This is a genomic window from Acinetobacter sp. AG1 (genome assembly GCF_001005525.1).
GTDB classification, from domain to species: domain Bacteria; phylum Pseudomonadota; class Gammaproteobacteria; order Pseudomonadales; family Moraxellaceae; genus Acinetobacter; species Acinetobacter modestus.
In genome coordinates, this window is sequence record NZ_LBMZ01000112.1 from 51,501 (window position 1) to 71,129 (window position 19,629).

General features: G+C 37.3%; 20 protein-coding genes. 8 read left to right on the forward strand and 12 right to left on the reverse strand.

Annotated features, from left to right (window positions below; translation table 11 throughout):
- Positions 1 to 3: 3 nt before the first annotated feature.
- The 4 genes from AAV96_RS10045 to pepN all read right to left on the reverse strand — a co-directional run bounded on the left by AAV96_RS10045 (position 4) and on the right by pepN (position 4,894).
- Positions 4 to 696 (reverse strand): hypothetical protein, encoded by a 693-nt coding sequence (locus AAV96_RS10045; protein WP_046739212.1) that lies wholly within the window; start codon positions 694 to 696, stop codon positions 4 to 6.
- 310 nt (positions 697 to 1,006) lie between these two features.
- A complete protein-coding gene (locus AAV96_RS10050; RefSeq protein WP_046739213.1) occupies positions 1,007 to 1,423 on the reverse strand; it encodes an RDD family protein in 417 nt (138 codons plus the stop codon).
- 69 nt (positions 1,424 to 1,492) lie between these two features.
- A complete protein-coding gene (locus tag AAV96_RS10055) occupies positions 1,493 to 2,176 on the reverse strand; it encodes a dienelactone hydrolase family protein (protein WP_046739244.1) in 684 nt (227 codons plus the stop codon).
- Positions 2,177 to 2,287: 111 nt separating this feature from the next.
- Positions 2,288 to 4,894: an aminopeptidase N gene (gene pepN / locus AAV96_RS10060; RefSeq protein ID WP_046739214.1), complete on the reverse strand. Its 2,607-nt coding sequence runs from the start codon at positions 4,892 to 4,894 to the stop codon at positions 2,288 to 2,290.
- A 345-nt stretch (positions 4,895 to 5,239) separates the two neighbouring features.
- On the opposite strand from pepN, the gene AAV96_RS10065 reads away from it, so the two are divergent.
- Complete coding sequence (locus AAV96_RS10065) at positions 5,240 to 5,497, forward strand: hypothetical protein (protein WP_004661424.1); 258 nt, start codon at positions 5,240 to 5,242, stop codon at positions 5,495 to 5,497.
- Positions 5,498 to 5,553: 56 nt separating this feature from the next.
- Here AAV96_RS10065 and AAV96_RS10070 read toward each other — a convergent pair whose 3' ends face one another.
- From AAV96_RS10070 to AAV96_RS10085, 4 genes are all read right to left on the reverse strand, one after another.
- On the reverse strand, positions 5,554 to 6,027 hold the full coding sequence (locus AAV96_RS10070) for a DUF2147 domain-containing protein (protein WP_034601217.1): 474 nt from the start codon (positions 6,025 to 6,027) through the stop codon (positions 5,554 to 5,556).
- A gap of 206 nt (positions 6,028 to 6,233) precedes the next feature.
- Positions 6,234 to 6,671, reverse strand: a complete 438-nt coding sequence (locus AAV96_RS10075; RefSeq protein ID WP_227505845.1) for a DUF2147 domain-containing protein — start codon at positions 6,669 to 6,671, stop codon at positions 6,234 to 6,236.
- A 240-nt stretch (positions 6,672 to 6,911) separates the two neighbouring features.
- Positions 6,912 to 7,388: a DUF2147 domain-containing protein gene (locus AAV96_RS10080; RefSeq protein WP_004661419.1), complete on the reverse strand. Its 477-nt coding sequence runs from the start codon at positions 7,386 to 7,388 to the stop codon at positions 6,912 to 6,914.
- Between the two features lie 142 nt (positions 7,389 to 7,530).
- Complete coding sequence (locus AAV96_RS10085; RefSeq protein ID WP_046739216.1) at positions 7,531 to 8,004, reverse strand: DUF2147 domain-containing protein; 474 nt, start codon at positions 8,002 to 8,004, stop codon at positions 7,531 to 7,533.
- 228 nt (positions 8,005 to 8,232) lie between these two features.
- Here AAV96_RS10085 and AAV96_RS10090 point away from each other — a divergent pair, with 228 nt between their 5' ends.
- Together AAV96_RS10090 and thiM are read left to right on the forward strand one after the other, a co-directional pair.
- Complete coding sequence (locus tag AAV96_RS10090; protein WP_046739217.1) at positions 8,233 to 9,393, forward strand: hypothetical protein; 1,161 nt, start codon at positions 8,233 to 8,235, stop codon at positions 9,391 to 9,393.
- Positions 9,394 to 9,427: 34 nt separating this feature from the next.
- The gene (gene thiM / locus AAV96_RS10095; RefSeq protein WP_046739218.1) at positions 9,428 to 10,243 is read left to right on the forward strand and encodes a hydroxyethylthiazole kinase; all 816 of its coding nucleotides are present in this window, start codon (positions 9,428 to 9,430) and stop codon (positions 10,241 to 10,243) included.
- Between the two features lie 31 nt (positions 10,244 to 10,274).
- Here thiM and AAV96_RS10100 read toward each other — a convergent pair whose 3' ends face one another.
- The 3 genes from AAV96_RS10100 to AAV96_RS10110 form a co-directional block, all read right to left on the reverse strand.
- Entirely contained in the window at positions 10,275 to 11,126 is an 852-nt protein-coding gene (locus AAV96_RS10100; RefSeq protein ID WP_046739219.1) for an AraC family transcriptional regulator, read from the reverse strand.
- Between the two features lie 87 nt (positions 11,127 to 11,213).
- A complete protein-coding gene (locus AAV96_RS10105; RefSeq protein ID WP_046739220.1) occupies positions 11,214 to 11,576 on the reverse strand; it encodes a 5-carboxymethyl-2-hydroxymuconate Delta-isomerase in 363 nt (120 codons plus the stop codon).
- A 9-nt stretch (positions 11,577 to 11,585) separates the two neighbouring features.
- Entirely contained in the window at positions 11,586 to 13,298 is a 1,713-nt protein-coding gene (locus AAV96_RS10110) for an AAA family ATPase (protein WP_046739245.1), read from the reverse strand.
- Between the two features lie 159 nt (positions 13,299 to 13,457).
- Between AAV96_RS10110 and AAV96_RS10115 the strand changes: the two genes are divergently transcribed.
- Together AAV96_RS10115 and AAV96_RS10120 are read left to right on the forward strand one after the other, a co-directional pair.
- Complete coding sequence (locus tag AAV96_RS10115; protein WP_046739221.1) at positions 13,458 to 14,423, forward strand: alpha/beta hydrolase; 966 nt, start codon at positions 13,458 to 13,460, stop codon at positions 14,421 to 14,423.
- A gap of 31 nt (positions 14,424 to 14,454) precedes the next feature.
- Positions 14,455 to 15,168, forward strand: a complete 714-nt coding sequence (locus AAV96_RS10120; RefSeq protein ID WP_046739222.1) for a glutamine amidotransferase — start codon at positions 14,455 to 14,457, stop codon at positions 15,166 to 15,168.
- A 411-nt stretch (positions 15,169 to 15,579) separates the two neighbouring features.
- Here AAV96_RS10120 and AAV96_RS10125 read toward each other — a convergent pair whose 3' ends face one another.
- A complete protein-coding gene (locus AAV96_RS10125; protein ID WP_046739223.1) occupies positions 15,580 to 17,307 on the reverse strand; it encodes a glutamine--tRNA ligase/YqeY domain fusion protein in 1,728 nt (575 codons plus the stop codon).
- 167 nt (positions 17,308 to 17,474) lie between these two features.
- Here AAV96_RS10125 and AAV96_RS10130 point away from each other — a divergent pair, with 167 nt between their 5' ends.
- The 3 genes from AAV96_RS10130 (at position 17,475) to nfsB (ending at position 19,590) form a co-directional block, all read left to right on the forward strand.
- The gene (locus AAV96_RS10130) at positions 17,475 to 17,984 is read left to right on the forward strand and encodes a peptidylprolyl isomerase (protein ID WP_004661403.1); all 510 of its coding nucleotides are present in this window, start codon (positions 17,475 to 17,477) and stop codon (positions 17,982 to 17,984) included.
- Positions 17,985 to 18,005: 21 nt separating this feature from the next.
- On the forward strand, positions 18,006 to 18,722 hold the full coding sequence (locus tag AAV96_RS10135; RefSeq protein WP_046739224.1) for a UDP-2,3-diacylglucosamine diphosphatase: 717 nt from the start codon (positions 18,006 to 18,008) through the stop codon (positions 18,720 to 18,722).
- A 214-nt stretch (positions 18,723 to 18,936) separates the two neighbouring features.
- A complete protein-coding gene (gene nfsB / locus AAV96_RS10140; RefSeq protein ID WP_046739225.1) occupies positions 18,937 to 19,590 on the forward strand; it encodes an oxygen-insensitive NAD(P)H nitroreductase in 654 nt (217 codons plus the stop codon).
- The last annotated feature ends 39 nt before the right edge of the window (positions 19,591 to 19,629 follow it).

Below are 19,629 nucleotides of genomic sequence, written 5' to 3' on the forward strand. Positions count from 1 at the left end.
TAATTATGATGATGGCGTATAGCTTAAGCCCAGTCCAAACCAATGCTGTTTTATACGACTTAAACGATCACCAAAGGATGCTTCTAAAGTAAGAACATTCGGAATTAAATTGTACTGCAACGCTGTCTGAAAAAATGGCGCTTGGCGATCTTGATTATATGTTTCAAGTATTACACCGACATGCTCAGTCACTGTATAGGTTGAAGCAATTCCCCAACGAACAAGACGCTCATCGGTCTGTTGATAACCGAGATTGGTATCTAATGCTAAACGTTGATCTAAAAGTTGAAAACTGACAGGAACATTCAAAAACCAGTTTAAATCCCCATGATGAGCAACATCATCACGGGATAGCTGTAAACTACTGGCAACACCCCAATCATTCTCCATTGGCTTTAAAATGCTTTTCGCTTGAACCGAAAAGCCATGAATCTGATCCTGATCTTTACTTGAATGATAGCCCAAAGATACTTCTAGATTTTGATTAAGGTTACAGGCAGGTACGACTTGATAAGACCAAGTTCCATCCTTGTTATAACTATATGTACTTTCGAGCTGACACAGCTGTGCCGCTGTAATAGAAACATCATCGGTGTTGATGAGTGGACCCGCCTTACTCTTTTGAGTCAGCAATAATCCACACAAAATAAATACGTTAACAATAGCAAGCCATTGAATGGAAGCGTGAAAAAACATAGGCTTCTCCCCATTTTAGGTGAGAAACTAAACAGGATGCAGTCAATACAATAAATTTTGTGGGTACAGCAAAATTTTATAGAAGGGTTTATAATATTTTTAACAAAGCTATCTCATTGCAAGATAGCCGACCTAAATAGCTCACTTGCTCAGTATTCGCTTTGGCTTAATCCTTTATTAAACCCGAACCTCGAACAACTTCCCATTTAGGATCTCCGCGAATAAACTCCATGGCATTATAGGACATGCGAATTGATCCACAAGCCCTATCATATGAATTTTTCATTACATGAGAGAATTTCGCTCTAAATTAAAGTTCTCTAACCACTACTGTTTTTGCCATTTTGTCGTGCCAGCCTTGTTTCTTAGAATCAAAAGCTACCCAAATCAAACCAATAAATAGAACTAATATTGCTGGGAAATAACCGATATATCGAATGATTCCTTGCCCAACAGTAATATTTTCACCAGTCCTTTCATCTAGTACTTTTAAACGTAGTAAACGTTTTCCTGGCGTACCTGCAAATTTAACCCAACAAAATACAAAAAATACTGCAAACAGAATTTGCCAGAGCCATTCAATTCCTGAACTTAAACCAGATGAGTAGGTTGACTCCCAACCTAAAAGCATTGCAATAGGAATCAATGCAACAAAAATAATGATGTTATCAATTATTGATGCTGCAAAACGTATCCAAAAACCAGCATATTCGTACTTATGTGACATGTTCCCCTCTCTTCTATTTCTCTAGAATATAAATACTTATAAATTATCTATTTATCAGCATATCACTCATCAAGTATTTTGTTTTAATTCTCGATCAAAAAAATCAACCGTGCGCTGCCAAACGACTTTAGCCTCTGGAAGTCCACGACTAACACTGCGGAAACCATGTGGCATATTGTAAGTATAAGCTTCCACTCGATCACCCAATTGTTGAATCAGTTTATTGCGCTTAGTTGCTGGACAAAATGGATCAACCGTAGACCAATGCCCTTGTAAAATACGCACTTCATCTAAAGATTCTTTTTTCGGTACACCTGCACCTTCAATTCCCAAAGAATGATGATAAACCACGGGTGCCAACATATCTTCGCGCTTGGCCATCTGAATCACATACCCCCCTGTTAAGCACTGCCCTAACATGCCTAAACGACCATTCGATCTTGGGTCTGCCTTTAATGCATCGAGTAATACATGAATTTCTTGATTAACTTCACTGTCCGCTGAATTGATACGGCCAGCCTTACTCACCATTGCACGAATACAATATTTGACTGCACCACCACTAAATAAATTAGGCACATAAACCAAATAACCCCGATCAGCCAAGTCTTGGGCATCTTCTCGATAGACATCGAGGATACCAAATAACTCGTGTAGCAATAAAATCGAAGGCATTTTTTCAGAGCTTTGTGCAGGTGCATACACTTCAACTTCAATTTGACGTGTCGGTAATGTGATTGTTTTTATTTCCATTGCAGTCATCCGTTACATTCGAATGATTTCCATACTATTTCTGACAATATTAATTGTCAAATAAAAAAGGATGTCTGACGACATCCTTTTTGCATTCATTTAATCTGTAAATTAAATACTGAGTAAACTGTTCAATGTTTCTGCTACATTTTTCGATTTTACTTTAGGCTGCAACGCCTTAAGCGCCTGTTGCACCTGACTACGTTGTGGTTCAGCCAAGGTGTACCAACGTGACAGCACTTGTAATAACCTCGAACCTAAAATTGGGTTTTTCTCATCCAAATAAGCGGCAAGCTCAATGAAATGATCAACACCAAAGCTCCACGTATTGACTGGATTTGCAGCAAGTCCACCACTCACTGCACGGATACGGTTTGGTGTACCCAAATCATAATCCGCATGTTTGGTGAGGTATTCAATCGTTTTCGCTGTCGCACATGGATTCGAAGCTTGGATGCTAAACCACTGATCTAAAGATAAGGCTTCATCTTTAAAACGGTTATAGAAATCTGCAAGTGCAGCCTGCGCTTGTGGCGCATCATTCCAGACTAAAACACGTAATGCGCCTAAACGCTCAGACATATTGCCTGTTTGTTGGTATTGCGCATAAGCCAAATCAAATACAGACTCATCGCCTTGTCGCGCCAACATATTCAGAGTGATATTCTTTAATGAACGTACGCCCATCGCCAAAGAAAACTCTTTTTGCTGGTCTGGATCTAAGGCCAAATAAGTCTCTTTCCAGAATGAACCTAAATCACGTGCTAAACGATCCAGCACAGCTTCACGCTTTTCACGAATCAGTTCAGGCTCATAGTCTTGATCTATACGACTACCTAAATAGTTTTCACTTGGTATATCAAATAAACGCGATGCCAATAACGGATCTTTATTCACTAAGTCTGGCAAGGTATTTTTAATTGCCTGAATATAGGTATCCACCTTATGATCTTCTAAAAGAATACGTTCCAATAAAGTTTGTGTCGCTTGCCATTGATTAAAGCCATTGGTTTCGTGTTGAATCAAAAATGCAAGGTCATCATTGGAATAATCAAACACCAAATTGACAGGTGCAGAGAAATTACGTAATAACGAAGCAACAGGTTGTTCAGTCACACCTGTAAATTCAATTGTTGCTTCATCTTGATCAAATAAATACACGCCATCTTTGACCTCATTCACAAACAGATCAGTACTGTGCAAGGTATATTGCTCACCTGTATTGGCATTAAATAATGCCAGAGCCACAGGAATTGGCACTGCCTTGAGATTTGGATATTTTGGATGTGCTTTCAAGCTTTGTTTGAAGCTTAAACGATAAGTCTGTGCAGCGGCATCATATTCACCTTTAGCTTCTAACTTTGGTGTACCAGGTTGGTTATACCAAGTGTGGAAGTTAGATAGATCAACACCTGAACCTGCGCTCAATGCAGCAACCCAATCTTCAACCGTAACCGCTTGCCCATCATGGCGTAGGAAATATTCATCAGTCCCTTGACGGTATTTCTCTTTACCCAATAACGTTGCCATCATGCGGTTGATTTCAGCGCCCTTCTCATACACTGTCGCGGTATAGAAGTTGTTGATTTCGACAAAATGATCTGGACGAGGCGGATGCGATAATGGGCCAGCATCTTCTGGGAACTGATGCGATTTCAATACTGCTACATCATCAATTCGTTGTACGGCTGCTGATTGTAAATCCTCAGAGAAAGACTGATCACGGAAAACCGTTAAGCCTTCTTTTAAACACAATTGGAACCAGTCACGACAGGTAATTCGGTTGCCGGTCCAGTTATGGAAATATTCATGTGCAATGACTGACTGAACTCGCATAATCGCAGCGTCAGTGGTGTATTCTTCATCGGCAAGCACACAAGACGTATTAAAGATATTTAAACCTTTATTTTCCATCGCACCCATGTTGAACTGACTGACGGCGACAATCATATAATTATCGAGATCATAAGGACGACCATAGTGTTCTTCGTCCCAACGCATCGAATGCTTTAATGCTTCCATTGCGATGTGACATTTCGGAATATCTTTCTCGATTGCATAAATTTCGAGAGCAACATCACGACCTTCCGACGTGGTGTAACGATCTTTCAATACCGCCAAATCACCAATCACACAGGCAAATAAATAGCTTGGCTTTTTGGTTGGATCTTGCCAAATTGCAAAATGACGACCTTCCCCAGCTTCACCCGTTTCCAACAAGTTACCATTTGCAAGCAATACAGGATATTTCTTATCTGCTTCTACCCGTGTCGTAAACTCAGCAAGCACATCTGGACGATCTGGATAGAAGGTGATTTTACGGAAACCTTCTGGTTCATTTTGGGTAACGAATAAATCACCTGCTTTATATAACCCTTCAAGCTGAGTGTTCGATTCAGGATGAATAATGACTTGGATTTTTAAAATGACCTGATCTGGTGCATCAGTGATCACCAATTGTTCAGTATTCAAATGATATTGTTCAGCGCTAAGGGTTTGCCCATTCAATTGAACCGATTTCAATTCAAGATCACGACCTAAAAGAACTAATTCACCTGCAGTCTGACGCTTCATCACCAGTGTAGAATCAACAATCGTATGATCATCATAAACTTGAATATTTAAATTGATTGATTCAACCAAGAACGATGGCTTTTGATAATCTTTTAAATAAATCGTTTGATCTGCTTGTACAGGAGGCTGTGCTGCAATATTCATCAGTATTCCTTATCGTTCATCATGTCGGATGGTCTTGTTATCAAGACTTCTTGATTAGTCGATCATACGCCAACTTACAAAAGCTGTCTTTAAGCCCATATCTTAGTTTCAAGTATTTTTATTGGGGTTTAGTTCAGTGATTTTCAAATTAATTGATTAAAAATGGAATTCTATTTAGACAGAATAACAACAGTATTTTCTAATTTTAAATAAACGCTACAAAATTAACCAAATTCTAAGGTTCGAATTACATTTTTTTTATGCACTTTACATTTTGTGCACGGTTATTGCTTAAGTTTATATGCCAATCTAGGTAATACAATAAAACAAGCGAGGGTTAAGACGATGGAATTAAAAGCACACTTATATCGTTTAGAAAATATTAAAGCGATCCATGATCTCGCAAAAGCAGGTGTGGATCATCATGTCATTTCCGTTTTTTTAACAGCAGAAGGAATCGAACTCAGCAGCTTAGAAGTAACGAATATCGTGAATACCTATGACGAACTTGGAAAAGAAAAATTACCAAGTAAAAAAGTCCAAGCGCTTATCAACGCCAAAAAAATCGGTCAGGAGGACGAAAACTTACCATGCCCTGTTTAACTTTTATATTTAATAAAAAACCTCGAAATATTTTCGAGGTTTTTTTATTACAATAATTAAGGATTTGCACTATCTGTTCGTAACCAGACGACTGTACGGCCTAAGGCAGAAACGCCCATATAACCTCGCATACGTAAACGTTTACCTTCACCAGTTACGACCGCTTTACCTTTATAAACTTTACCACTGCTCGCTTCTAATACTCGACCATCGATATAGGCATCTGGTTTATCTGGATCTTCTCTAAAACCTGATAAAATTTCTAAACCAAGCAATGGCTTATTTGTATTTGGCGCTGCGCATTTGATGCAGTTAGTCAATGAAAAACCACGAGCGTTAGGATAGCGATAAACAATTTTACCGTGAAAGCGACCATCTGATCCTTTACGAATCTCGACAATTGAAAGCTGTTCACCTGTACGTTCTTCAATACTTTTCCAATAACCTTCGATTGAAGCGGAATAGGTCGTCATGCTTAAAAAAGCAATAGAAAGCCCCATGAATCCCTTCATGAATATTTGATTTAGCATACTAACCCCGTCTTTTAAAAACTAACCCATTCATCTTTATAGGTTTAATTATTGAAACTTATCACACTTCATTAGAACTTTCACTCTACTGGTGCGTTCTTTTGCTTAAAAAACAACTTATCTAACTGATATAATTCATGTAATCAATAACATTATTTTTTAAATACAAAATAGATTCTTCACATTTCTCTCAATTTACAAGATTTTTAAGGATTGGCATGATCCGTTCTTAGCCAAACCACGGTCCGCCCTAAAGCCGAGATCCCCATATAGCCACGCATCCGTAAGCGCTTACCATCACTCGTTACAAGTGCCTTGCCCTTGTAGATCCGACCACTGGTAGGTTCCATTATTCTACCATCAATATACGCATCTGGATTTTCAGGGTTATCTTTGAGCTTTGATAAGATTTCTAAGCCAAGGATTGGATGATTGGTATATGGCTCAGGGCATTTAACACAATTGGCTAACTTAATACCGTGTGCGTTGGGGTAACGATAGACAATTTTGCCATGATAATAACCGTCAGTGCCTTTTCTAATTTCGACAATTGAAAGCTGCTCACCCGTACGATCATCTATACTTTTCCAGTAACCCTCGATTGAACTTGCATAACTACCAACACTTGTAATAACCAATGCCATTCCGATTAGGCATTTCTTTAATGAATTTTTATACATATAAGCCTCAACGTTTTGAATAAGGAAAATCCTTTTTATGCTCGATCTCTTAGGATAGAGCATAAAAAAACCTCTCTGATTCAATATCAAAGCATTGAAACTGATCTACATAAATGAATTCATAAAATGGCTAAAATACGATTAGACATGAACTCATTAAGATATAAACCCTGATATTGAACCATATTTATTTGTTCAACAGGGTTAAGGATTGGCACTGTCAGTCCTAATCCAAACTTGGGTACGACCTAAAGCAGAGATCCCCATATATCCACGCATGCGTAAACGTTTACCATCAGCACTTAACTGAGCTTTGCCTTTATAAACATTACCCGTTTTAGGTTCGAGTACTTTTCCGTCAATATAATGGTTTGGATTTTTAGGATCTTCTCTCAAACCTGATGCGATCTGAAGTCCTAAAATAGGTTTGTTTTTGAAAGGCTCAGGACATTTGACACAATTAGTCAATACCGTACCACCACCCGGTACTGGGTAACGATATACAATTGTTCCTGTATAAGTATTATCAGGTTTCTTTTTAATTTCTACGATTGAAAGCTGTTCACCCGTACGGTCATCAATACTTTTCCAAAAGCCTTCAGGTGTCGCCGCGAAATTAGCAGTTGCGAATAGGGCAAATGAAATTCCCACGAGTCCTTTCATGAGTGAGTTTTTTTGCATAATCTGCTCCCTAATGCAAAATAGATCCATCTGATATACATTTTTATTCCAATGTTCTTAGACAGTCAACAAGACGAATGGATATTTAATTGCTTAAAATCACAATGAATTTTAAGCAACTCACATATTAAAAAAGAAATGATTACGGGTTCGCACTATCTGTACGTATCCAAACCGTATTTCTACCCAAAGCCGAAATTCCAACATAACCGCGCATATTTAAATGCTTACCATCTGCATTTAATCGAGCTTTACCTTTGTACACTTTTCCAGTTTTGCTCTCTAAGATGCGCCCATTAATAAAACTATTTGCTTTATTGGGGTCTTCAACCAAACCAGTTAAAACTTCTAAACCTAAACGTGGCTTTCCTGTATATGGCGGTGGACAGTTAACACAATGTGTTACAATCGCCCCTTGCGCATTCGGATAGATATAAACGATTTTTCCGCGATAAGTGTTATCCGCTGCTTTCTTAATTTCAATGATGGTCAGTTGTTCGCCTGTCCGATCATCAATACTGCGCCAATAGCCTTCAATTGTACTTGCATATGAGAGAATACTTGTAAAACAAGCAATTAATGCAATAGAGCATTTCAACAATATTTGATTATTCATCCTTATCCCTTTCTACTTCTATAAACAAACTTAATAACATCTTTTAATTGGGATAGAAATTTACCATATTTTAAAAAATGGATAAGCCACCTGCTTAGCTTTTATATAAAATTCAGTGGATTAAATCTCAATACAAAACTACTTTTTCAGTGCAAATAATCTTTTTCTCACTCCGAGCACGAGCAATGTATAATCCTTTCATTTCGTGGTTATATAGGTTTATTGTCAATGGATTTACAGATTCTGCAAAAACAGCTAGATGAAAGTAGCCATTGTCCATTGTGCCAAGCATCCATGTTCTGGATTGAAGCTGAGCAATACTCGCAAGAATTCCAATTTCATGAATGTAGTCATTGCCAACATCGTGTATTTAAAAGTGACAGCAAACTGAATTGCCATTGTGCCCAATGCACCGCTCAGCGCAAAAAACAAACTCAACAAACCATTTTACAAGAACAACGTAAATACAAAGTCAAAGATGAAGTGATTTATAGCCTGAATCAACTCAGCTTTATGCATAAATTATTTTTACTAAGTTTGTTGGACAGTTATGCTCGTGAAGATGTACAGCATGATGAATTAATCCACTGGAAGAACATTAAATATCATGATTTCACCCCCAATTATTTATTTCAAAATCAACTCGTTCAAGAGTTACTCAAATTAGGCATATTTAAATCACAAGATTCGAGCCTAGAAACAGAACATTTTTATCTTAATCTTCGGCTTGATGGTTATTCTGATCCGAGTCTATTTAGTGTAACCCAACAATTGCGCCATTGGTTTTATGAGAATCTAAGTTTAGGTATTCCCTTCAAAACGACAGATGAAGTTAAAGATGCTTTATATTCGATTCTTTATCAAGAAATCGTACAGTTCATGCAGTTTTATTGTAGAACTTGGGGAATTCAAATTGCAGGTAATCGCTCCTTTCAGGCCTTTTGCTATCGCTTGATGGAAGGACTCGCAGTGGGTCAAATTTTTTACTTAATTCAAACTGCGTTAGAGTACCTCTATAAGCAAAAAGCATTGCAGCCAAGAAACGATAAATTTATTAATACAAACTTACTCAAAAAGACATTAGAACAATATCGTGAACGCGCTTTGGCTGAACGTTGGGAAACCACTACACTACCAAGACCATACACCATTCCATTTAGTAAAATGAGCGAAGTATTATTATTTAAATTTTTGGGTTATGACGAGAGTGTTTTTATTCAGCCTGTCTGGAAATCTTGGCGCAAGATCGAACCTCGTTTAAATTTTTATGCAGTAAAGCGTTGCATGTATTGCGGTTCAAATGATCTTGTAGTCGATTATGATGCTACAGACTATGTATCATTGATTTGTCGTCGATGTAAGCATCAAGACCACTACTTTACGCGTTAAACTATTATTTTTTAAAATTTTTAAGGGGTGATGAATGTCACAAAAACAACAACTCATTGAACAAGTGATTGAAGCTTGGCAAGCTCTTCAGCAACAAGCCCCATTGGTACAATGTATTACCAATAGTGTCGCCAATAATTACGTCGCAAATATCTTACTTGCAGCTGGTGCATCGCCCGCAATGATCGACAACCCATTTGAAGCAGCAGATTTTACAAAAATTTGTGCAGCTTTAAGCATCAACATTGGTACACCGACGACTGAACAAACTCAAGCGATGCTCATTTCTGCTGAAACAGCACAACAGCAACAAAGACCATGGGTACTCGATCCTGTTGGCTATGGAGCAATCCTGAAATGGCGTAGTGAAAGTGTTAATCAATTACTCAAGTTTCAACCCACCATTATCCGCGGCAATGCCTCTGAAATAAGTACTTTAGCAGGTAGTCAAGTTCAATCTAAAGGTGTTGATAGCACATTAAATAGCCATGATGTTTATGCTCAAGCAAAAAGCTTGCTACAGCATACTGAGTGTGTTGCGATTTCTGGTGAATCTGACTATATCATTTCCAAACAATTGGATATGGTAATCAAAGTAAATGGTGGTTGCCATTTACAGCCTAAAATTACTGCAACAGGATGCGCTCTAGGTGCATTAACCGCCGCTTATCATGCAGTAACAAATTCAACCATTGCGGCGCTTGCTGCACATATTCATTTTGCTATTGCAGGCAAACTGGCATATGACCATGCTCAAACAGTTGGAAGCTTTAATGTTGCTTTTTTAGATTATATTCATATGCTCGATGATAATTTAATTCAGCAATATGTAGACATTGAAATTTTATAATTCAGCTCTGCTTATTTGCAGAGCTTAAACCCTATTTCAGTAATAAATAAATGTCTGTGATCAAATCACATTCATCTACATCATGAACAAAGTTGTGATAGTGAAAAAAGACGGGAAAATCCCCTACTTCACGCGCTGATTGTGGTAACCAGTCCCGATATAGATAGTAAACACTGTCTTTAATATGATCGTGACTACCCAAATGCCGAATCACGGCATAGTTGCCTTTGGGAAGTGTACCTGTGGTTACACCATAAGTATTTTGAGGGATATCCGCTGTGATTGTTCCAGCAATATCAAAACGGAATTCATCACTTAAAGTCTGTTCAGGGTCAGAAAATGGAATACCGTAGGTGCGGCTTTTTGTTATAGGAGATAATCCCGTTTCTTTGCGCCACTGAATAAATTGTGCTGCCGTTTCAAATACACGTTCTGGTGCGCCGTGATGAGAAATAAATGCGATTTTCTCTTCTGCTCTTTCTACTATATTAACGTTCATCATGATTTCTCTCGGAGGTAAAGAAAAAACAAACCTTTCATGCCAAGACGACCAATGCGGCTGTTCTCTAAAAGCACTTGGGGTTTGATCAAATGAACGTTTAAATGCGCGGCTAAATGCTTCAGGGCTATCAAAACCAGACTGTAAAGCAATATCAATAATTTTAGTATCAGTAGAAAATGCAAGTTGAAATGATGCTCGTTTTAAACGACACAACTGAATAAACTTCATCAGATTCACACCTGTATTCGCTACAAAAATGCGATGAAAATGAAATTTAGATAGTGATGCAACTTGACTCAACGTATTCAGATCCAGCTCATCATCTAGATGTTGCTGGATGTACTCACATACACGTTGCAACTTCTGATCATATAGCGACATACATTTAACTCAATTCATTTGATGAAAGCTAATTTGCCAGATTCATATCCTGTAAACTTGATCAGAATTGCGGATTTTCAAATCAAATTAGACCGTTGCCTTAAAATAATTCTCTTTTGGCATATCAATGACTTCAACACATAATTGAATTGAATATTCAGCCTCATTTTTTAGATAACCTTTTTGTTCTAACAATCGGAGTAATGCCTCACCTGCTGCTTGCTTCTGAACTTGAGTTCGTCCACTCAAAATATAAAGTTTTAGATGAACATAAGCTTCTTGATGATCCTCCAACCCAATCAAAAACACCTCATCTTTAAAAATGCGCGACTTAATATCATAGGCACTAAATAATCCAGTCTCAACCAATACTGTATTGACTAGCTTAAGAAGTTTTTGCTGATCAAGATCAGCTAAATTTGCTGAATAATTTGCAATCAGATGAGGCATTTAAATCCCTTATTCGATAAACAGTAATGCTAAACGGACTTGATCATAAGCCATACGCGGACTTGTAGCTTCCACAATTGGACGTAACTTAATTGAACCATCATCGGTAAAATGCTCAGGATTTTTACGTTTGTGTAACCGTTTATAAATCTTACGAACTTCTTCAACGACTTCATCACCAGGATTAGCAATGGAAATATCTAATCCTTGTTCTTTATGCAATCGCGCGAGATGGTTAATAATCGTTGCAGGCGTTAGCCCTCGCTCATGGGCAATATCTTCAATTTCATATCCATCTTCAAATAAAGCACGCGTTTCCTCTAAAGTCGCTGCTGCATAATTTTGTTTTTCACCTTTCGAAAGTTTTTTCTCATTACGTGCAATTTCAGTTGCATTCAGCGTACCGCCACAATGACGAATAAAGGCATTATGCTGTGGCGTTAGATCAATATTTTCAAAGTTCACTTCTGCTTCAGTCGATAATTCCTGAAAACGGCGGTCTGCTTTAATTGCTAAACTATCCAACTCTAATGCTTGTTCATTAAACCCAAGCAATTTCAGTCCAGTCAGTGACTTTAATCGAGACAAAGCGACATAGCCCTGACCTTTTTCAAAAGTATGCGTTAAATTAATTTCTGCTGCTTCTAAAGTCATACCCTGACTTTTATGAATGGTAATCGCCCACGCCAAACGTAAAGGAATTTGCTGATAACTTGCAATTACCTTGCCTGCTTCATTTTCAATTGACCATGTTTCTGGCTCAACAAGTAATGTCGTTCCATCTGTCAATTTGACTTTTGGTAAAATCCCTTGTTTATCATCTTCCTCAAAACCAATCACTTCGCCTAAACTGCCATTGATATACCCCATATCAAAGTTATTTTTGACAAACATCACTTTGGCATGCTTTTTAAGGGTCAATTCTTCAGGTGCGCGTACTGAGGACTTCAGTGTTTCGATCAATTTTTCATTACCATCTAAAACAGCATTAAATTGATGACTTTCATTCTCAATTTCGTTCAGATGCTGATAATTGATGTTATCCACATCCATATTATGTGTGTATAAACGGGTAAAGGTTTCACCAATATCATGCTGACGTGATTGTTGTAATGCAAAAATATGATTCTGCTGAATGCTCTGTGCTCGAATCGCATTTAATATCTGATTTAAAATTTCATCATCCTGACGGTGTTGCTCAGTCAAATAGCAAACTCGGAATTTTGCTTCAACCCAAGCCTCAGACATGAAGCAAAATTTATCTCGATTGCTTTCATCCTTCTTACCGACTGGTGGTAACTGAAAAAAATCACCTGCAACAATGACTTGAATTCCACCAAAAGCTTCATCACTTTCTTTAAAGTATTTAAGTACCTGATTGACTAAATTGAGCTGTTTGGCATGCAGCATTGAAATTTCATCAATAATCAAGACTTGGGCATTTTCTAAATGCTCTTTTAAATATTTACGCTCTTTCATACGCTTCAGATCATCATCATTCAAACGATCTTTAATCCCAATCCCTGCCCATGTATGAATGGTCATTCCATTCATATGCGTAGCCGCGATCCCCGTAGAAGCCGTAATCGCAACGGGGACTTTTCGCGCTTTAAGATAGTGAATATATTGATTAAGCGTATAGGTTTTTCCTGCACCCGCGGAACCTGTTAAAAAAACATTTTCCCCAGCTTTAAGTAACTTCAGTGCAGTCTCTTGTTTCATAATTTCTTCAGTCAAAAACAACAGCACATAGCTTAACGATTTTTTTGTAAAAGTAAAAACTCAAACTGATTTTGAGAACTGTTTGTATCTCATTTTTACATTGACATCCAAACATTTTCATTTAATGTGTTTCTTAATTAATTCAGATTAGATATAAAAATGAACAGCTCAAATTCATATAAATATCAAACAGATATACTAGGAGAAGATTATCAGCAACTCACTTTAAATTTTGCTGATGATTATGATGGTAAAGTCGTTGCAACATTAGTTCGCAAGAAAGCAGCTCAAGCTACCAAGAAAGCAGTTCTATATATCCACGGTTTCTGTGATTACTTCTTTCAAACAGAAATGGCAGAGCAATTTAACCAGCATGGTTATGATTTTTATGCTCTCGATCTCAGAAAATATGGTCGCTCAAAATTACCGCATCAGAAGTTTTATTATCTACTCGACTTACGTGAATATGATGCTGAAATCAGTAAAGCACTAGAAATTATTGGTCAAGAAAACCATAACCAAGTTTTACTTGCAGGACATTCTACAGGCGGTTTAATTACTACACTTTATGCCGCACACTATCCAGACCATCGACTCATTAAAGCTTTATGGACCAACAGTCCATTTTACGATTTCTATAAAAGTGTAATAGAGAAAAAAGTTGGTATTCCCTTATTAAGTGAAGTTGGCAAACGTTTACCAAATGCAAAATTCCCAAGTGGCTTAAATCAATGGTATACACCAAGCCTACATAAAGCATTTTATGGCGAATGGACTTTCAATTTAGAGTGGAAACCTAAATCAATGCCTTTTGTAGACTTATGCTTTGTACATGCAATACATGAAGCACAAAAAGAAATCCATCGCGGTATTACTTTAAATATTCCAACCTTGATTATGCATTCACACCAATCCAAATATCCAAAAAAATGGGGTGTTGACGCACAGCAAAGTGATGTGATTTTAGATGTCAAAGATATGACTCACAATGCGAAGAAAATGAAAGGTGATGTACAAACCTTAGCAATCAAAAATGGCTTACATGATTTGGTCTTATCTGCACCACCTGTACGAGAGAAAGTCTATCAGGATTTATTTTCTTGGCTTGAACAAAAAATGCCTTAACTAAGCTCTATTTATAGTGATCACACAGATTATGAATACTTCAATTTCTTTACCTAAAACAGTTTATGCAATTCAGCATCTTGCCTTTGAAGATTTAGGTTCATTAGAAGATATTTTTTATCAACTCGGTTTCCGTGTTCGTTATTTCGAAGCAGGTGTAGATGATCTTAAACCCGCTTTAAATTATGAAGGTCTTACCATTATTCTTGGTGGACCAATTGGTGTTTATGAAACTGAAGACTACCCTTTTCTTATAGAAGAAATTGAAGGCCTCAAGCAACGCTTGAATGCGAATAAACCAACTATTGGTATTTGTTTGGGCGCACAATTGATTGCACACGCATTAGGTGCAAAAGTCTACGCAGGTCATCAAAAAGAAATTGGTTGGAGCCCATTAGAAATAAAAAATGTTGATCAAAATTCATTATCAGCATTAGAAAATATTCATGTCTTACACTGGCATGGTGATACTTTCGATTTACCATCACAAGCAACTTTACTCGCTAGCTCAGAAATTTATCCAAATCAGGCATTCGCTGTGGGAAATAATATTCTAGCTTTACAATTCCATCTTGAAATTACTCAGCACAGTTTTGAAAAATGGTTGATTGGTCATACTTGTGAGATACGTCATGCAGGTTTGTCCATTCCTCAATTAAGACAAGCTAATTTAGATTATGCTGAACAATTAGAAAGTAAATGTAGGGCAATTATTGAAGTTTTTTTAGAAAAACTTAATGATTGAATTAATGACTCAAAAATAGTATGTTTATGATAAATTTAGACATACTATTTGCCTAACTTAAATTAGTTATTTGAAAAATAGAATATTACACTTATTAAAATTTTATTACAGAAACAAACATTAAGACCAATAAGTAACGACACTACTCGCAAGCTATTTTCTAAAAAAACAATAAAATAACATTATTCATTCATACTCTTTTAGTTGGAATAAAAATATGATCAAGTTAATAAAAAGTTTTCACTCAATCAATACTTATTTATTCATGTCGACGGCTTTACTTATTTCAATGATTATTTATTTCTATCACATAAATCCATAATATAATAAAAAAAGCCCAATTTTAAATTGGGCTTTTTCATGTCTAAACTAAATTCGTCGAGCTAAAAAGAATTCAAATTCACCTAAAGGTTATTTCTTCTCTACTTTAAAGCTATCTTTTAGATCTAGAATACGGTTAAACACTGGTTTTTCAGCTTGATGATCATGTTGATCCGCAACAAAGTAACCCTCACGTTCAAACTGGAAACGATCTTCAGGTTTCGCTTGTGCCAAAGCAGGCTCAATCACTGCTTGAACGACTTTTAATGATTCAGGATTTAGATTTGCCAAGAAATCATCATCTGCGTCTGGTGCAGCTTCTGTAAATAGACGATCGTAAATACGAACTTCCGCAGGTACACCTTTGGTCGCAGAAACCCAATGAATCACACCTTTTACCTTACGACCTTCAGGGTTTTTACCTAAAGTTTCAGGGTCAATTGAACATTTAAGTTCAATCACCTCACCATGAGCATTTTTAATCACTTCATCACATTTGATCACATAAGCATGACGTAAACGCACTTCACCATCTGGAATCAGACGCTTAAAGCCTTTTGGTGGTACTTCTTCAAAATCTTTACGATCAATATAAAGTTCACGTGTTAAAGGAATGATACGTTCGCCCATATCCACATTTGGATGACGTGCATGAGTTAAATCTAATTCTTCAGGTAAATTGGTCAAGGTTACTTTTAATGGGTTCAATACTGCCATACCACGCGCTGCGGCATTTTCCAAAGACTGACGGATACAGAACTCAAGCATTGCCACATCCACAATACCATCAGTTTTCGAGACACCAACACGTTTACAGAAATCGCGTAAACCTTCTGCGGTAAAGCCACGGCGACGCATTCCAACGACTGTTGGCATACGCGGATCATCCCAACCCTGTACATGATTGCCTTCAACCAACTTACGTAATTTACGTTTAGAAGTAATGGTGTAATCGATATTTAAACGTGAAGATTCGTACTGACGTGGTACAGCCTGCGAGTGAACTTTTTCTACAATCCAGTCATAGAATGGACGATGATCTTGGAATTCTAAAGTACAGAGTGAATGGGTAATACCTTCAATTGCATCTGACAATGGATGCGCATAGTCATACATTGGGTACATTTTCCATTTATCACCGGTTTGGTGATGTTCTGAATGCAATACGCGATAAAGAATCGGATCACGCATATGTACGTTCGGGCTGGCCATATCAATTTTGGCACGTAGAACAGCACCGCCTTCCTGAATTTCACCATTACGCATTTGTTCAAAGCGCGCTAGGTTATCGGCAACCGTTGCATCACGGTATGGAGAATTTTTACCAGGTTCAACGAAATTACCGCGGTTCAGCTTAATTTCTTCTGGGGTTTGCAAATCAACATAAGCATCTCCTTGTTCAATTAATTGAACAGCCCATGTATAAAGTTGATCAAAATAACCTGAAGCATAGCGAGGCTCACCATTCCAGTTAAAACCTAACCATTTCACATCGTTGGCAATACCATCAACATATTCTTGTTCTTCGGCATCTGGGTTTGTATCATCAAAACGTAAATTACATAGACCATCAAATTCTTCAGCAATACCAAAGTTCAAACAAATTGCTTTGACATGACCAATATGAAGATAACCATTTGGCTCAGGTGGAAAACGTGTTACTACTTTTTGGGTACGCCCTTCTTTAAGATCGTCGGTAATCACTTGACGAACAAAATCTAAGCCTGCCTGTTGTTCTTGCTGCGCGGCATCGACAGAGGCATGAGTATTCGGCGTCGGGGTCTTTGGCAGTTCAGAAACAACATCATTTGGCTTCATAGGGTGTAAATCACTTCTTACAGTTAAAAATGGGAAATAAAAACGCAATCTTTACTATTTATGAAAGATTTTAACGTTTTTTACTTGCCTTGTAGTTTACAGTTTGCTTATGCTTCTCTCAACCAAAAACCCATGGTCAATTTGCCCATGTTTAGGAGATTAATGTAATGAGTTTTCCTCAAGTCGAATTAAACACCAACAAAGGTCGTATTGTTCTTGAGCTTAACGCTGAAAAAGCACCAAAAACGGTTGCAAATTTCTTAGAATATGTACGTGACGGTTTCTATGACGGCGTAATTTTCCACCGCGTGATTGATGGTTTCATGATCCAAGGCGGTGGCATGGATGAAAACTTCAAAGAAAAAGCAACACGTGATTCAATCGAAAACGAAGCTGATAACGGCTTAAGCAACGATGAAGGCACAATTGCAATGGCGCGCACTCAAGCTCCGCACTCAGCATCTGCTCAATTCTTTATCAATGTTAAAAACAACTCTTTCTTAAACCATACTGGTAAAACAGCACAAGGCTGGGGTTATGCAGTATTTGGTAAAGTTGTTGAAGGTCTTGATATCGTAGAAGCGATTAAAGGCGTACGTACAGGTAACCGTGGTTACCATGCAGATGTTCCTTTAGAGAACGTTGTGATCGAATCTGCTAAAATTATCTCTGAATAATTTTATCCGACAGGATTCTTTGTGACTTATCTGTTTATTTCAGATCTACATTTGTCACCTGATCACCCTCGACTCGTTCGAGGGTTTTTGGCTTTATTGAAACAATATCAAGACAAAAACACTCAACTCTATATTTTAGGTGATTGGTTTAATGCTTGGATTGGTGACGATTACACCGCCTCATGGTTAGATGAAATTGTCAGTGCCTTACAACGATTTACCAAAGCAAATAACCAAGTATATTTCCAAGTAGGCAATCGTGATTTCGCCTTAGGTCAAAAATTCTTAAAGCAATTTAACGGTATTCTATTGCCAAACGTTTATAGCCTACAGATTCAGCAACATACCTTCCGTTTGGAACATGGCGATGCACTCTGTACTGACGATGTTGCCTATCAACGTTTTCGTAAAGTGATTCGTAATCCTGTTCTATTAGGGCTGATAAAGCGAACCCCTCTAAGTTTCAGGCAAAAACTTGCAAATGGTTTTCGGAAAAAGAGTAGTGAAACCAAACAACTAAAAAGCTATGACATCATGGATGTGAATGAACAAGCCGTCGAAAATGTAATCACTCAAGTCGATTATTTAATTCATGGTCATACCCATCGTCCTGAAATTCATCAAGTATTGAATAAGCAACGTATTGTTTTAGGTGATTGGCGAGAAAATTCAGCTTGGATTTTAGAACTTAATGAGCAAGAAGATTATCAATTAGACTTTAAACAGTGGTTTTATTAATCATTTTTGCAGCTCTACTCATTCCTTACCTTCTTTTAATCCAATAATTTTATAAAACATTTATCAGCTTTAACTCCTTACACTTTATCAAAGCTTTAAACACTTTAACTCACTCACATACGACTTAAATCTATATAGAAATCACATTTAGCTACTTTCAGTGAAATTTAGATCAAGTAGAATAAATTAAATTTTTAAATCGAGTTAATGACGGATGGATACTTTAGCTACAGCAAAAACACGTTATGCCACAAAAGCTTATGATGCAGAGAAAAAAATTCCTCAAGCACAATTTGAAAAACTACTCGAAATTTTACGTTTCAGCCCTTCTTCAGTAAATATTCAACCTTGGCATTTTTTAATTGCTGAAACAGATGAGGCCAAACAACGTATCGCATCAGCTTTAACAGGCAATTACATCTATAACGCGGCTAAAGTTCTAAACTCTTCCCACACCTTAGTATTTTGCACGCGTACTGATATTTCTGCTGAATACTTAGAACAACTATTACAACAAGATGATGTCAGTGGTCGTTTTAAAGATGAGAAAGCTAAACAAGGTCAACGAGATACTCGCCAAGGTTATGTTGAATTCTATCGTAATGAATTAAAAAACCTCCCTGCTTGGATGGAAAATCAAACTTACCTTGCACTTGGACAACTCCTTTTTGCAGCAGGCTTAGAAGGCATTGACGCAACACCAATGGAAGGATTTGACAGAGATTTAATCAATAAAGAATTCGATTTAACTGAAAAAGGCTTAAAAGCATCTGTTATTGTTTCACTCGGCTATCGTAGCGAAAATGACTTTAATGCCAAATTACCTAAATCACGACTATCTGATGAGGTTGTTTTTACACGTTTGTAATAATCATTCATCCAATGGGAGTGACTCAATTTACTCCCA